The sequence below is a fragment of the Dysgonomonadaceae bacterium zrk40 genome, assembly GCA_016916535.1.
Lineage (GTDB): Bacteria > Bacteroidota > Bacteroidia > Bacteroidales > Dysgonomonadaceae > Proteiniphilum.
In genome coordinates this window covers 597,137-612,405 of sequence record CP070276.1, presented here as the reverse complement: position 1 = coordinate 612,405, position 15,269 = coordinate 597,137, and the positions used below count along the sequence as shown (strand labels likewise).

The following is a 15,269-nucleotide window of genomic DNA, read 5'->3' as shown; positions in this document are numbered from 1 at the left end:
GATGAAAATACTTTATTTCATTTCTGTTCATGGACATGGACGTGGTGGCCATTTTCATAGTTTAAATCACATATCCAGAAAAATTGGAGAGCAACATGATGTTAAAATTATTTCTTTTGGACCCGGCAGAAGTGATATCATAGAATCAAACCCATTTTTTTACAAGCATTTTTTCTTTAACGGAGTTAACCTTATAACCCTATCGAAAGATATAAATAAAGCAAGGAGAGAATTCAATCCCGATATTTATCATTGCTTTGATGTTGGTGGTTATAATATTGTAAGATTAATCGTTTCTACCCGAAGAAATAAAATAATACTTAATAAATGTGGTGGTCCTAATCCAAACTATTATCCCCATATTCATAATCTTATATTATTTAGTATTGAAAACAAAAATTGGTTTAATAATAATTCTAATTACAATAATTCTAATATTCATTTAATACCTAACAGAGTCAGATCATTAAAATTGGATGATAATTTTTGGCCCATTGAAAAAAAAATTAATGATTTTGTATTTATTCGTATTTGCAGAATTGGGATTGGTTATAAAAAGAGTATAAATGATTCTATTAACCTTATCCGTGTTTTAAACTCAATACGTATTAATGTGAAATTATTTGTTATTGGGGTTGTTGAAGACAAAAATATATTCCTTGAATTACAAGAAGATGAACTTGTAAAGAAGGGTAAAGTTGTTTTTTTAGTTGATGCTGAATTTACGAATGAGGCTTCAAAGATGCTTTATCTCGCAGACGCTGTAATTGGTACTGGTCGTGGTCTGATGGAAGCTGCTTCATTGGGAAAACCCATATTGGCGATTGATAAAAATGGAGATATTCCAGTGTTGCTTAATGAGGAGAGTTTTACAGATGCCTTCAAGACGAACTTTTCAGAACGCAACACATTTGAGAATCTAAATAACGATAGAAACATAAGAAACATCGAAAAGTTAATATATGACAAAGAGTCTTATTCGATGAATTCTAAATTCTCTATTGATTGTTTCAATGAATTTTTCAGCTTAGATAAAGTTTCAGATCATTATACATTGGCCTATACTCAAGCAAAAACAGGAAATAGACAGATTGTAAATGATTTACCGATTATATTAAAAAGTGCTATTGGATTTTTTAAAAGTTATCATAAAAGTAATAGTTAATGAGAATTTTAATAGCTGGTGATTTCTTTATTGATGAGCGTTTTCAAAATAATAAACTTATCAATAAATCCGTAAAAGATTTGTTTGATGAAGTTGATTTCCGGATTATAAACCTGGAGGCACCTATTACTCCAAATAATCCGCATCATAAAATCACAAAGACAGGACCTCACCTGAGAATGTCTTCTAATACAGTCTTTCCATACTTGCACCAATTGAAGATTGATGCTCTAACTATGGCTAATAACCATATCTTGGATTATGGAGCCAAAGGTATTACTGATACTTTTAGTGAATTGATCCAACAAAATATTAGATACGTTGGCGCCGGCAACAATTTAACAGAAGCAAGAAAAAACTTGTCAATCGAAAAAGATGGTTTGAAAATAGCCATTATCAATTTCTGTGAAAGTGAGTGGTCAATTGCAGAAGAGGATTCACCCGGTGCTAATCCGATGGATATTATAGATAACACGAATCAGATTAGAGAAGCTAAATCATCTCACGATAAAGTCATTGTGATTGTGCATGGGGGTCACGAATATTATAATTTACCGAGTCCACGTATGCAAAAGCAGTATCGTTTCTATGCAGAACAAGGTGCTGATATTATAGTTGGTCATCATACCCATTGCATTAGTGGACACGAAATGTTTAAAGGAGTACCAATTATATATAGTTTAGGGAATTTTCTTTTTACATTGCCTTCAACTAAAAAAGAATGGTATACTGGTTTATTAATACAATTAGAAATAGAAAAAAGCAAACCAATATCATTTAAGTTATACCATGTAAATCAGGATGATAATAACTTTTGTGTTTCCATGTCAGAGGGTAATGAAATAGACAAAATGCTTCGTTCAATAAGTGAGTTTAATGATATAATACAAGAAAATCATAAATTGCACGAATGTTGGAAAACTTTTCTCGAACAATATTCTGATCAATATTTAAATTCATGTTCACCTGCAGTCGCTGTTGGAAATAATATTGTTAGGCGAGTTTTTAATAAGCTGGGTATTAGTAGAATGCTGGTTACTAAGAGTTTTAATAAAAATATATTAAATCTTATGAGATGCGAATCACATTTAGATGCAATGAGGATAATATTGAGAAATAAATTAAAATAACAAATGGAACGTTTGCGATTGATTTTTTTGTATATATATTTATTTAGTCTAAGTTTTGAAAACTGGTCACCGTGGGGTGGAGGTACTGATTTATTCAGACCAGCTTTGATTTTTGCAATGTTGTATGTTATTTTTTCTCTTTTTGGATTGACAAGAAATTTTAGTTTGCGATATACCAAAAAATTTATCTATCCTTCAATTGCGTTATGGCTAATTATAACATTTTCTTCAATTTTATATTCATTCAAATTTCCAAACGCAAAGTTTTCACTAAATTATACATTGCTAGCTTGTATTGTTTCATTTTGGCTCATATATAATGATATATATAAGGAACCTAAACTGATAAAAACGCTTGTTTTAATTATCATTGTTAACGGCATATTTTTATCACTTATGTCTTTTTTTCAGATTGGTATTGATATTGGATATATGGGTAGGGAATCCTTATTAGGGAACAATCCTAACATAATAGGATTGTCAGCTGTTATTTCTATGTTGATTATTGTTGCAATATTAATTGATAATCCTCTAGGTTACTCTAATAAAAGATTTTTTTTGATATTATTTTTGCCGCTACTTCTACAAACTATTGCTAAAACGGGTTCAAAAGGTGCACTTCTTTTGTTAATGATAGGGTTTTTGGCTTATTTACTAATAATGAAAAAGAAATTCAAATTTAAATTTCCATTATTTTTTGTAGGATTAATTGCTTTCTTTTTTATTTATCAATATCTTCTTCAAAATGAAGTTTTATCTACAAGATGGAACGAATTTATTGAAACAGGCAATACGACAGGACGATCTGAAAGATGGTTTTTTGCTTTACAAACATTCAGAAATTTTCCAATAATTGGTGTTGGAGAGAATGGCTTAGAGCATTTACCTTCTCCATTTATAGGATCAAATGAACCCCACAATGTTTACCTTTATGTTCTTGCAACTGGCGGGATTGTTGCTTTTATACCATTTATCATATTACTAATAAGACTTACTAGAAGTGTTTTTCAGAACAGAAATATTTGGAGAACAGTTTTACCTGTAGTTATTTTAATAATTCTTTTATTACATTGGTTTAAAGCTGGTGGAGGATTAAATTCAAAATTAGTATGGGCATATTTTGCTATAATTAGTTGTAATCCTATTTTTAATAAAAATAATATCCGAAATAATGAAGCTAGCAATACATTACACAAATACTAAGGGATATTTCAGCAAACGATGGATTGAATATTGTGAGATTAATAATATACCATTCAAAATAGTAAATTGCCATTCTAATGATATTGTAGATAATCTTAAAGACTGTGATGGTTTGCTTTGGCATTTTTCACATGCTCATCATATAGACTATCAAATAGGTATAAAGTTAATTGCTTCTCTGGAGGCAGCGAATAAAAAAGTTGTACCTAATTTAAATTCATGTTGGCATTTCGATGATAAGGTTGCTCAAAAATATTTACTAGAAGCTATTGAAGCTCCTTTAATAAAATCGTGGGTTTTTTATTCAGAAAAAGAGGCATTACAATGGATGAGGAATACATCTTTTCCAAAGGTTTTTAAATTAAAAGGGGGAGCTGGCTCAGCTAATGTGAAACTAGTAAAAAATTCCTCTCATGCAAGGAAACTGATTAATAAATCATTTAATACGGGGTTTAGGCAGTTTAATCGAAAAGAACTATTTATATATGAGTTGAAAAAATGGAAAGCAAAAAAAAGCAAAGCTAAAGATGTATCAATAGCATTCTTAAAAATGTTCAAAAAATCCACTTACGAAAAAGTCAAAGGAAAAGATAATGGTTATGTTTATTTTCAAGAATTTCTTCCGAATAATGATTTTGATATTCGTATCGTTGTAATAGGACAAAAAGCATTTGGAATAAAACGTATGTCCCGATCAAACGACTTCAGGGCATCTGGTAGTGGAAATATAATATACGAAAAAAATCAAATAGATGAACGCTGTATTCGAATTGCATTTGATGTAGTAAGTAAACTTAATACCAATTGTTTGACCTTCGATTTCTTATATGATATTAAGAAAGAGCCTCTTATAGCCGAAATTAGTTATGGTTTTTTTCAAGATGCATATGATTATTGTCCTGGTTACTGGGATGATCAGCTCAAATGGCATGTTGGAAAATTTAATCCACAAGGTTGGATGATCGAAGATCTTATTAATAATATCATTTAATTATTATTATATGATTAAGGTATTATATGTGATTTCTAACCTAAATGTTCAAGGTCCAGTGAGACAACTATTATATTTGTGCAAATATATCAACAAAGAACAAATTAGGCCATATATCGTTACTATATCTCAGACCTCTTTTGATAAATCACTCCATTCTAAATTTCTCGAATTGGGGGTAGTAATTTTCGATTTAAAACTTAAAGAAGTTAAAAGCATCCTCTTTGCTCATACTGAGATACAAAAAATAATTACAGATAATAATATAGATATAATTCAAAGTTTTGGCTTTAGATCAGATATTATATCTAGTAAACTAATAAATGTATTCAAAATTACAACCGTTAGAAATACCTTGTTATTCAATTGGAAAATGGTTTGGGGTTCATTTCTTGGTACCATCTTTGGTAATATTCATAGATATTATATCCAGAAGTTTGATAGCATAATAGCATGTTCAACCGCAGTGCATAATTATCTGAGAAAATTATTAATTAAATCGTATACTATCGTAAATAGTTTAGATACAGAAATAATTTCTGAAAGACTTAATTTTGAATTAATAACTGAAAAAAGAAAATTGCTTAATCTTCCAATTATAGCAACAATCAATATTACTGTTTCTAGTCAACTTAAAGGAAAAAACATTGAGTTCTTAATTAAATCATTTCAAGCAAATTCATTATTAAATAGTTATTTAATAATTGCAGGTTTTGTTGATCCGGTAATTGTACAAGAGTGTTCAAAATATGATAATATAATTATTGTAGGAAAAATTAATAACCTTAAAGATTATTTGCAAGCCAGTAATTTTTTTATTTCTGCATCACTACACGAGGGGATGCCAAATGCTGTTTTAGAATCAATGGCAGTTGGAACTCCTGTTTTATTGTCTAATATTCCTTCACATAAGGAAATATTTGAAAAGGCTAATTGTGAAATAGGGAAAATCTTTGATAATAACAATTATAATGATTTTTTTCTTTCATATAAAGAACTATTAAATAGTGACTATAATAAACTTTCGTCAAATTGCATTGATACAATTAAAAATCATTTTAATGCTAGAAAAATGGCTATTGAATATGAAAACTATTATTTTGCAATATTAAAAATTTAATGATGAGAGATAAAATATTAATAACAGGTGGTTCAGGTTTTATTGGATCAAACTTAATAGAACATTTTGCAAAAAAAAACTGCGATATTTTAAATCTTGATTTAAATGCTCCAAATATCTTAAATCAAAATATATACTGGAAGAATATAGATATAACAGATAGAATAAAACTCGAGAGAGAAGTAATAAATTTTAATCCAAACTATGTATTACATCTGGCAGCAAGGACTGATTTAAATGGGAAATCTTTAAACGAATATAAAACAAATACATATGGAACATTAAATTTAATAAAGTCTTGTAACACATTAAAACAAATACAAAGGGTGATTCTCACATCTTCTATGTTGGTATGTAAACCAGGGTACTCTCCAAATCATCCAACCGATTATGACCCCTCAACCATTTATGGTCAAAGTAAGGTTGAAATGGAAAATATTATTAGAAGAGAAAAACTTAACTTTGAATGGGCAATTGTTCGGCCAACATCAATATGGGGGCCTGGTTTTGGTGTACCTTATAGGAATTTCTTTGATATGGTTATTGATAAACGTTATTTTCATATTGGCCATACAGCTTGCACAAAAACTTACGGATACATTGAAAATATAGTCTATCAAATCGACTCAATTTTAAATGCACCTTATGAAAATATTCAGAGTGGAGTTTTTTATTTAGGCGATTATGATCCCACAAACATTAGAACCTGGGCCGATGAGATTGGGACAGAATTGGGAATAAAAATTAAAACAATCCCATATTCGTTAATAAAAATAGCAGCACTAGGTGGAGATGTTTTGAAAAAAGTGGGTGTTAATTTTCCAATGACATCATTTCGTTTAAAAAATATGACCACTGATAATGTACTGGATTTATCCAATACTAAGGAATTGGCACCAAATCTCCCGTTTACAAGAAAAGAAGGAATAAAGAAAACGTTGGAATGGTTAAAACAAAATCCATGAAGATCTCCATCATTTCAACAACCTACAATAGTTCAGCACATATTGCGGATTGTGTGAAGTCTATAAACAATCAGACCTATCATGATATTGAGCATATCATCGTTGACGGGGCATCGAAGGATAATACGCTCGAGATTGTGAATGGTATTCCAAACAGAGTAGAGAAAATTATCTCGGAACCGGATAAAGGCATCTACGATGCAATGAACAAGGGGATTCAAGCTGCAACCGGGGATGTGATTGGGATATTGAACTCAGATGATTTTTTTACTTCAGATGATGTAATTCAAACAGTTGTAGATTCGTTCAAGAACAACGATATTGACGCCCTCTATGGAGATGTGCATTTTGTTTCTCCTGATAATCTATCTAAAAGCGTACGCTATTACTCTTCATCGGTATTCAAACCTTCGTTGTTTAGATTTGGATTTATGCCGGCTCATCCCTCTTTCTACATGAAAAAGGAGTGTTATGACAAATATGGTTTGTATGCGTTGGATTACAAAATCGCTTCGGATTACGACTTATTGATTCGCTATTTGTATAAGGAGAAGATAAAATATAAATACATCAAAAAGGATTTCGTGACCATGCGTACCGGTGGGGTTAGCACGGAGAATTTCAATAGTCGCGTTACATTAAACAAGGAGATTGTAAGAGCTTGCAGGAAATATGGTATCTATACCAATCTATTTATGCTGAGCCTGAAGTATCTCTACAAAATTTTTGAACTTAAAAGATAATTGATCCAATAATATTATGACAAAAAAAGCATTGATCTCAGGTATCACCGGACAGGATGGGTCTTATTTGGCGGAATTCCTGCTGGAAAAAGGATACGAAGTTCACGGACTGCTGCGGCGGTCTTCTTCGTTTAATACGGGTAGGATTGAACATCTTTACCTGGATGAGTGGGTACGGGATATGCATCAGAAACGTTTGATCAATCTGCACTATGCGGATATGACAGACTCCAGTTCTCTGATCAGGGTAATACAGAATATTCAACCGGATGAGATTTACAACCTGGCTGCCCAGAGTCACGTGAAAGTGAGCTTTGATGTGCCTGAATATACGGCCGAAACGGATGCGGTGGGTACACTGCGTCTGCTGGAGGCGGTGCGCATCCTGGGACTGGAGAAAAGTACCCGTATCTATCAAGCTTCCACGTCAGAACTGTTCGGTCTGGTGCAGGAGGTACCGCAGAAGGAGACGACTCCTTTTTACCCGCGCAGTCCATACGGTGTGGCCAAATTATACGGTTTCTGGATTACGAAGAACTACCGTGAGTCGTACGGCATGTATGCTGTGAATGGCATCCTCTTCAATCACGAGAGTGAGCGACGGGGTGAGACTTTCGTTACCAGGAAGATATCCATCGCGGCTGCGAGAATTGCTCAGGGGATGCAGGACAAGCTTTACCTGGGTAACCTGGATGCAATGCGTGACTGGGGGTATGCGAAGGATTACGTGGAGTGCATGTGGATGATTCTGCAGCACCCCGAACCGGAGGACTTTGTGATTGCGACCGGCGAGATGCATTCGGTCAGGGAGTTTTGTACACTAGCTTTCGCTGAAGCGGGCATCACCCTGCGTTGGGAAGGTGAAGGGGTGGACGAGAAAGGGATTGACGCAGCTTCCGGTAAGGTGCTGGTAGAGGTGGACAAGAAGTACTTCCGCCCGGCCGAGGTGGAGCAACTGCTGGGTGATCCAACTAAGGCAAGAACTTTGTTGGGTTGGAACCCGACCAAGACCTCGTTCCCCGAATTGGTACAGAAGATGGTGGCACACGATATGCGTTTCGTGCGTAAGCTGAAACTGAAAGCGGAGATTGACGAGGATTTACAATAAATTTGGTTGAACCAGCGATGCGACGACTGCTTTCTCTTCCCCCCAATGCCGTAAAGGATTATCACCAACTTCACCACCGAAGTGGGAAGGAGTGGTTTTATACCTCGGACCCTCGGGACAAACGGTTGGGATCGGGGAGTGGTACGACCTGGTTGCTGGAAGAGTGTTACCGGGATGAAAATCCGGGTGTAGATTTTAACGACTGGCTGTCTGCAGAGAAGCGTATCCTGATTCATGCCGGTGGTCTGAGTCGTCGCCTCCCTGCCTATGCGGTGACGGGGAAGATAAGTCTCCCTGTGCCGGTATTTCGTTGGGCAAGGGGGCAACGATTGTCGCAGGACCTGCTGAGTCTCCAACTGCCGCTTTATGAGAAGATCATGCAGCAGTCGCCCGCTTCACTGCGTACGCTGGTGGTGAGCGGTGACGTGTACATTCATGTTGAGAAGCCCTTGCAGGAGATTCCGGAAGCGGATGTGATCTGTTATGGTCTGTGGGTGGATGCTTCACTGGCAACACGCCACGGAGTGTTCGCTGCACGAAGAGAGACCCCTGAAGAACTGGATTGCATGCTTCAGAAACCCTCCTTGCGTGATTTGGAGGATCTATCGCATTCCCACTTTTTCCTGATGGACATCGGCCTCTGGTTGCTGAGCGACCGGGCGGTACAGCTTTTGCGGGAACGCTCTTACAGGGATGGAGAGCAGATGCAGTTCTATGACCTTTACAGCGAGTTTGGACTGGCATTGGGTAATCGTCCTTCCATCAAAGATGAAGCAATCAACAACCTTTCGGTAAAGATTCTACCCCTGAATGGCGGTGAGTTTTACCATTACGGCACCAGTCGTGAGATGATCTCATCTACCCTGGCGCTTCAGAACAAGGTGTATGACCAGCGACTGATCATGCACCGTAAGATTAAGCCCAACCCTGCCATCTTCACCCAGAACGCGTTGGTGGATATCTCCTTCACGGAAAGCAATCGCAACATATGGATTGAGAATGCTTGCGTCGGGAAGCATTGGCGACTTTCGGCCGATCATGTGATTACAGGGGTGCCGGAGAACGACTGGCAGGTGAACCTTCCGGAGGGGATCTGCATCGACATGGTACCGGTGGATGAAACAGGTTATGTGGTTCGTCCCTATGGAATCAATGATGCGTTCAATGGGAGTGTCGGTAGCAGGGAGACGATCTGGATGGGTCGCCCGATTGGTCAGTGGTTGGAAGAAAGAGAACTGACTTCCGACCTGCTGGGGGGTGACGGGATTGATCTCCAGCAATGTCCGCTTTTCCCCTGTTTGGAATCAAAAGAAGAAATGGAGCAAGTGCTTAAGTGGATGATCGGGATGGAACCCTTATCCGCTGAAGGTAAAGATATCTGGCTTCGCTCCACACGCTTTTCAGCCGATGCGTTGATGGATAGGGCATCACTGTCCCGATTATATGCCCAACGGTCGGAATACCGACGTAAGAACTATCCGATGTTGGATCAGAACTACGAGAAGAGTGTGTTTTATCAGCTCGATCTTTCTGATGTTGCGGAAGATTATGCGCGTTTGCAGTTGCCTGTGCCCGGGGCTCTTCACGAAGAGACGGATAGCATGCAAAAGATTCACAACAGGATGCTCCGTTCCCGTCTTTTCTCGTCGCGGGGCGACAGCCTGAATGCGGAGAAGGAGGAGTCAGAAGCTTTTTCGCTACTGCGAAACGGGTTGATCAACGCCGTGACGGGAGAGAAGCGTGTTCCGAAGTTGGCAGCGCTTCCCGATCAGATTGTCTGGGGCAGGAGTCCGGTGAGAATTGATCTTGCCGGAGGGTGGACCGATACGCCTCCTTTTTCGCTCTACGCGGGTGGGAGTGTTGTGAACATGGCCATAGAACTGAACGGACAGCCTCCATTGCAGGTCTATGTGAAGCCTTGTGCCGAGCATCACATCGTGTTGCGCTCCATTGATATGGGTGCAACGGAGGTGGTGAAGACTTTTGAGGAGTTGCGGGACTACCGCAAGCTGGGCTCACCCTTCTCCATTCCCCGGGCAGCATTGGCACTTTGTGGCTTTCTGCCTGAGTTCGCGGGTGAACGGTATGATTCACTGGAGCAACAACTGAAAGCTTTTGGTGCAGGGATAGAGGTTACCCTGCTTTCAGCCATCCCTGCAGGGTCGGGTTTGGGCACCAGTTCTATTTTGGCGGCGACGGTGTTGGGTGCACTGAACGACTTCTGTGGCCTGCAATGGAACAAACAGGAGATTGCAACGATCACGTTGGTGTTGGAACAGTTGCTCACCAGTGGTGGTGGCTGGCAGGATCAGTATGGCGGCATCTTGCATGGTGTGAAGTTACTTGAATCGGAGAGTGGTTTTCTGCAACAACCACAGGTGAGTTGGTTGCCGGAATCCATCTTCAGGGATTCATTGCAGACTCCCTGTCACCTGTTGTACTATACAGGCATCACCCGTGTGGCAAAGAATATCCTGGGTGAGATTGTGCGGTCCATGTTCCTGAACGAAGGGTATCATCTCTCCATCCTGCATGAGATGAAAGCACATGCCCTGGATATGGCGGAGTGCATCCAACGGGGGGATTTTGACCTTTACGGTAAACTGATCCTGAAGAGCTGGCAGCAGAACAATGCGCTGGACAAAGGGACCAATCCCCCGGGTGTGGCACAGATCATTGATCTGATCAAAGATTATACCCTTGGGTACAAGCTACCCGGTGCCGGCGGTGGGGGCTACATCTATATGGTTGCCAAAGATCCGGACGCTGCGTTGCGGATCCGTAAGATTTTAGAGGAGAACCGGCCGAACGATAAAGCCCGTTTTGTGGAGATGCAACTTTCCCACAAAGGTTTCCAGGTGTCGAGGTCGTAATGTCGCTTTCAGCTATTACATAGAAAAAGACTCTGAGTATGTTTTATTAATAAGGATAAATATTAGATAAATAATTGGATTTTAGTTAGCAAAGTATTAAGTTTACAACGAAAATGCAGGTGATGTGATAAAACAAATAGAAGCGTAAAATGAGTGCCAAAGAGAAACTAACTTTCAACGATGCTTTGTCTAAATTAGGAATGGACAATGAATCCATTGGCTTGCGTTTTGTCTCTAAAAGGAAAGAGGAGAAAAATCCGGATCTTTTTCTAGCGTTAGAACAGGCTGATGAGTTTGGGGCTACTGCTGTTTATTTTCGGTTTTATGAGGACAACAGACCTCCAAAACCGCAAATCTATCTCTACGATAAATCCGGCGTGGAACGGAATAATGATTCTGATGCAGATATTCATCATCAACTTTGGAATGCCGGAGTAGTGCCTTTTTGTTTTATTTTCAGAGCGTCTCAGGTGCTGGTCTTTAATTGTAGTAAGAAGCCCTCTTCAAACGATTCAAATAATTTTACTACATCACACCATGATCTGATAAACTTACTGAGTGATGCACAACAGAAATTAGATCTTTACAACGCACGGAAATTTGATTCGGGATTATTTTGGGAGTCTGAGCAAGGAAAGAAATTTAATTATCAGGATAGTGCATATCAACAGTTGTTGAAGCAGTTAAGTAATGTAAAATCAATTATTATTTCTCATGTGGGAAAGGAGCATGCCTCTCTGGTGAAGAGATTGTTAATGATGTTGATCCTCATCAAATATCTGGAAGAGAGAGTGGATGATGAGGGGAAAGGGGCATTAAATCCGGCTGAATTCTATCGGACTTTTAACCCTGAAAATCCTACCCTGGAGGGGGTCTTAGACAACCCTGATACTTTCCTGGCTGTATTGAATGAGCTTTCTAAGAAAGAGAATTTTAACGGACAAATTTTTCAGTTGAGTGACACAGAACAACAAACACTCAAAAAGAGAATTGATCTCACCCTTTTACAGCATTTTGTGATGGGTGATATGGAAATTTTCTCAAAAAAAAGTCAGAGTGTGGGGCAGATGAGCCTTTGGAAACTGTATCAGTTTAACTATCTTCCTATTGAGCTGATCAGTCATATTTATGAAGATTTTCTGGCTGATGAGAACGGACAAAAGAAAAAAGGAGTTGTCTATACACCACCATACCTTGTTCAATTATTGATTGACCAATGCATGCCGTTGGATGTTCCGAAAGAACATTTTACAATATTGGATCCTGCTTGCGGATCTGGAATTTTTCTGGTGGGTGCCTACAAAAGAATAATCCAGTGGTGGCGTCTGGAAAACAATTGGAAGAAACCAGGGAAAGAGGATGTCGAAGAATTAAAACAGCTTTTACAGAATAATATTTATGGATGTGATATAGAGGATGAGGCAGTTACGCTGACTTACTTCAGCCTGAGCCTGGCGTTATTGGATTCTTTATCACCAAAAGAGATATGGGGGAATGTGCATTTTGATAATCTTGTGGGTACGAACCTGCTCAAAGGAGATTTCTTTAAATCCTTAGGTGAAGGGAATTTAAAGATTGATTTTCAACTTGTTATTGGTAATCCTCCTTTTGAATCTAAACTAACATATTGGGCTGACAAAGTTGATAAAAGTGAGAGAGAGAACTCTCCAGGGCGTCCCATCATACCGGATAATCAACTAGCGTTGTTGTTTCTGGAACAATCATTTAAATTACTTGTAAATGGGGGTAATTGTTGTCTGATTCTACCTTCCGGCCCCACATTGTATAATGTTGGTTCTCATGATTTCAGACGGTTTTTAATGGAACGATACCACGTGAAGCGCATATTCGATTTTTCCCCCCTTAGAGCGAAGTTATTCATTGGAAGCAGTTCGGCAGCAAAACCCCCTGTTGTTGCTTTTTTTGCTGAGAAGAGTGAACCTGAAAACAGGCCTTGTTTTCACTATATCTTTAGACGAACAAAAGTATCAGGAGAAAAAATTTACTTCGAGATAGATCGCTATGATATTCATAAGGTGTCACATGTCTCTGCCATTAACAATGCAAGCGTATGGCAGGCCAATTTCATGGGTGGTGGAAGATTGCATAATTTATTGGATAAAATTGGCAAGGAGAGGACTTTGAGAGAATACCTCGATGAGAAGGAACAGAATCATGGTTGGAAAACAGGAGAGGGATGGCAGGAATCCTCTGATTCAGAACGCGTAAGACGTGTTAAGCAATTATCTCTGAAAGGGAACAGAACAGATAACGAAGAAAGGGAGTTTATACTTCTTGAAGAAAAACATAAAGCAGATTGGATTACCGGGTTTAATTATGTAGAAACAGGTCGTTTCACTGAAAAAGGAATTAGATCAGTAACGACGTGTGAAAGCAAGTATTTTTTGTGGCCCAGAGTGGAGAATAAAGAGATATTTCAACCTCCACATCTGTTAATTAAAGAGCAAGTTGGGGTAAATTCTATTCCTCTTGAATACAGGGACGATTATTTAACTTTCAAAGACGGGATTTTTGGTATTCACGCACCGGTATCGGACAAGTTATTTTTAAAGAAAATTGAAGAAAGGTACAAGAATAATCAATCTTATGCTGCGTTGTTATGGCTGTTAAGCGGTAAAATTATCACGACAAGAGAAGGTGTTCCATTAAAAAATGATATCCTCTCACTTCCTTACCCCAAAGAAGAAATAGAATTTGATGCGATTGAAAAAATATTACTTTCCGATATATCGGTTTATTATTCTGAATTCAGAAAACTTGGAGAAAAAAGTGTCGTGCTAAACCGTCCGGATAAATATGATTTGGAAGCGTATGGTGTTCTTTTCTGCAGCATTCTGAATTCAGTTTATGACGCTTTTAAACCGTTTAAGCCCATCGTTGGAAATGAGTTTGTCGCTTACCCGTTTGTTCTGGGAGATAAACCGGAGACGGATATTCCCGCAAGTATTGAAGAAATAGAGGTCAAATTGGGAAATCTGATGGAAAGCAGGCAGGGATATAATATTTGGGTGAGAAGAATCGTAAAGGTTTACCATAAGAATGTGATATTCATTTATAAACCGAACCAAAAAAGATACTGGCTCCGTTCCATCGCTATAAGGGATGCCGATGAAACTTTTTTGGATTTATATAAACAGGGGAAGTAATGGAGAAAACCTTTGATAACACTTTTGGAAAACTTTCCAGTGCACAGGATCATACTATCGTCAATAAGATTTTTGAATATATTGTTATAACTCTATCTTCCTTTGATGCTAAAATAGATGAAAATGAAAACACAATCACAAACAGTCTTTGTAAATGTCTGAATTTCCACAAACCTTGTGAGTATCCGTTTTACTTTCATCATCAAAATAAAGAAAGTACAAAAGAAGAAACATCTACGGACTTTGCAGTCTTCGGAACTTCTGCTTATGCACAGGATCATGATATCTGGAGCGATGATTATCCGGCGTTAGTTAAATTTGAGGCAAAGAGACTAAATTCAAAGCTGCCGAAGAAAAGGAAAAAAGAGTATGTTCACGGTGAGTATCAAGAGACAATATGTATTAGTAATTCTGGAGGAATTGAACGTTTTAAAAATGGACGTCACGGTAGGGACGTAAAATATGCAGGATTGATTGGATACATACAGACTGACTCTTCTGCATACTGGTTCAGAAAAGTGAACGAATGGATAAAAGAACAGATAAAATTGGCCAGTGATAGCAAGCTGATATGGAAAAATGAAGATTTACTTGTTAAGGATTATACAAAGAGAAAATTAACGTGCTACAATTCTGTTTCTAGCAGGCTGAATGGAGATAATATCAATTTAAAGCATCTATGGATAGATCTTACTCTCAGTTAAACATAAAGTTACAGATCTTGATACAATACATTATCCATGGTCGAAGCTTCATGCCAAGGTCTATAAAAAAAAACAGGATGATCGCTTTCAACGTTGGGAG

At 37.8% G+C, this 15,269-nt stretch carries 11 protein-coding genes; all 11 read left to right on the top strand.

What is annotated here, in order from left to right; translation table 11 throughout:
- Nucleotide 1 precedes the first annotated feature (1 nt).
- The 11 genes from JS578_02715 (at nucleotide 2) to JS578_02665 (ending at nucleotide 15,169) form a co-directional block, all read left to right on the top strand.
- Complete coding sequence (locus JS578_02715; protein ID QRX64188.1) at nucleotides 2-1,165, top strand: glycosyltransferase; 1,164 nt, start codon at nucleotides 2-4, stop codon at nucleotides 1,163-1,165.
- On the top strand, nucleotides 1,165-2,295 hold the full coding sequence (locus JS578_02710) for a CapA family protein (GenBank protein ID QRX64187.1): 1,131 nt from the start codon (nucleotides 1,165-1,167) through the stop codon (nucleotides 2,293-2,295). The genes JS578_02715 and JS578_02710 overlap by 1 nt, the downstream gene beginning before the upstream one ends.
- Nucleotides 2,296-2,298: 3 nt before the next feature.
- Nucleotides 2,299-3,498 (top strand): O-antigen ligase family protein, encoded by a 1,200-nt coding sequence (locus tag JS578_02705; protein QRX64186.1) that lies wholly within the window; start codon nucleotides 2,299-2,301, stop codon nucleotides 3,496-3,498.
- Nucleotides 3,467-4,489 (top strand): hypothetical protein, encoded by a 1,023-nt coding sequence (locus tag JS578_02700; protein ID QRX64185.1) that lies wholly within the window; start codon nucleotides 3,467-3,469, stop codon nucleotides 4,487-4,489. The genes JS578_02705 and JS578_02700 overlap by 32 nt, the downstream gene beginning before the upstream one ends.
- A 10-nt stretch (nucleotides 4,490-4,499) precedes the next feature.
- Entirely contained in the window at nucleotides 4,500-5,609 is a 1,110-nt protein-coding gene (locus JS578_02695) for a glycosyltransferase family 4 protein (GenBank protein ID QRX64184.1), read from the top strand.
- Between the two features lie 2 nt (nucleotides 5,610-5,611).
- Nucleotides 5,612-6,574: an NAD(P)-dependent oxidoreductase gene (locus tag JS578_02690; protein ID QRX64895.1), complete on the top strand. Its 963-nt coding sequence runs from the start codon at nucleotides 5,612-5,614 to the stop codon at nucleotides 6,572-6,574.
- Nucleotides 6,571-7,317: a glycosyltransferase gene (locus JS578_02685; GenBank protein QRX64183.1), complete on the top strand. Its 747-nt coding sequence runs from the start codon at nucleotides 6,571-6,573 to the stop codon at nucleotides 7,315-7,317. Before JS578_02690 ends, JS578_02685 begins: the two co-directional genes overlap by 4 nt.
- Nucleotides 7,318-7,333: 16 nt before the next feature.
- The gene (gene gmd, locus JS578_02680; protein ID QRX64182.1) at nucleotides 7,334-8,425 is read left to right on the top strand and encodes a GDP-mannose 4,6-dehydratase; all 1,092 of its coding nucleotides are present in this window, start codon (nucleotides 7,334-7,336) and stop codon (nucleotides 8,423-8,425) included.
- A 17-nt stretch (nucleotides 8,426-8,442) separates the two neighbouring features.
- Complete coding sequence (gene fkp / locus JS578_02675; protein QRX64181.1) at nucleotides 8,443-11,298, top strand: bifunctional fucokinase/L-fucose-1-P-guanylyltransferase; 2,856 nt, start codon at nucleotides 8,443-8,445, stop codon at nucleotides 11,296-11,298.
- A 149-nt stretch (nucleotides 11,299-11,447) separates the two neighbouring features.
- Entirely contained in the window at nucleotides 11,448-14,465 is a 3,018-nt protein-coding gene (locus tag JS578_02670) for an N-6 DNA methylase (GenBank protein ID QRX64180.1), read from the top strand.
- A complete protein-coding gene (locus JS578_02665; protein ID QRX64179.1) occupies nucleotides 14,465-15,169 on the top strand; it encodes a hypothetical protein in 705 nt (234 codons plus the stop codon). Before JS578_02670 ends, JS578_02665 begins: the two co-directional genes overlap by 1 nt.
- The last annotated feature ends 100 nt before the right edge of the window (nucleotides 15,170-15,269 follow it).

What these genes read in the sequence shown, in the direction of transcription:
- JS578_02695 (QRX64184.1), top strand. Translation starts at nt 4,500, where the DNA reads ATGATTAAGGTATTATATGTGATTTCTAACCTAAATGTTCAAGGTCCA.
- JS578_02690 (QRX64895.1), top strand. Translation starts at nt 5,612, where the DNA reads ATGAGAGATAAAATATTAATAACAGGTGGTTCAGGTTTTATTGGATCA.
- JS578_02685 (QRX64183.1), top strand. Translation starts at nt 6,571, where the DNA reads ATGAAGATCTCCATCATTTCAACAACCTACAATAGTTCAGCACATATT.
- gmd (QRX64182.1), top strand. Translation starts at nt 7,334, where the DNA reads ATGACAAAAAAAGCATTGATCTCAGGTATCACCGGACAGGATGGGTCT.
- JS578_02670 (QRX64180.1), top strand. Translation starts at nt 11,448, where the DNA reads ATGAGTGCCAAAGAGAAACTAACTTTCAACGATGCTTTGTCTAAATTA.
- JS578_02700 (QRX64185.1), top strand. Translation starts at nt 3,467, where the DNA reads ATGAAGCTAGCAATACATTACACAAATACTAAGGGATATTTCAGCAAA.
- fkp (QRX64181.1), top strand. Translation starts at nt 8,443, where the DNA reads ATGCGACGACTGCTTTCTCTTCCCCCCAATGCCGTAAAGGATTATCAC.
- JS578_02705 (QRX64186.1), top strand. Translation starts at nt 2,299, where the DNA reads ATGGAACGTTTGCGATTGATTTTTTTGTATATATATTTATTTAGTCTA.
- JS578_02710 (QRX64187.1), top strand. Translation starts at nt 1,165, where the DNA reads ATGAGAATTTTAATAGCTGGTGATTTCTTTATTGATGAGCGTTTTCAA.
- JS578_02715 (QRX64188.1), top strand. Translation starts at nt 2, where the DNA reads ATGAAAATACTTTATTTCATTTCTGTTCATGGACATGGACGTGGTGGC.
- JS578_02665 (QRX64179.1), top strand. Translation starts at nt 14,465, where the DNA reads ATGGAGAAAACCTTTGATAACACTTTTGGAAAACTTTCCAGTGCACAG.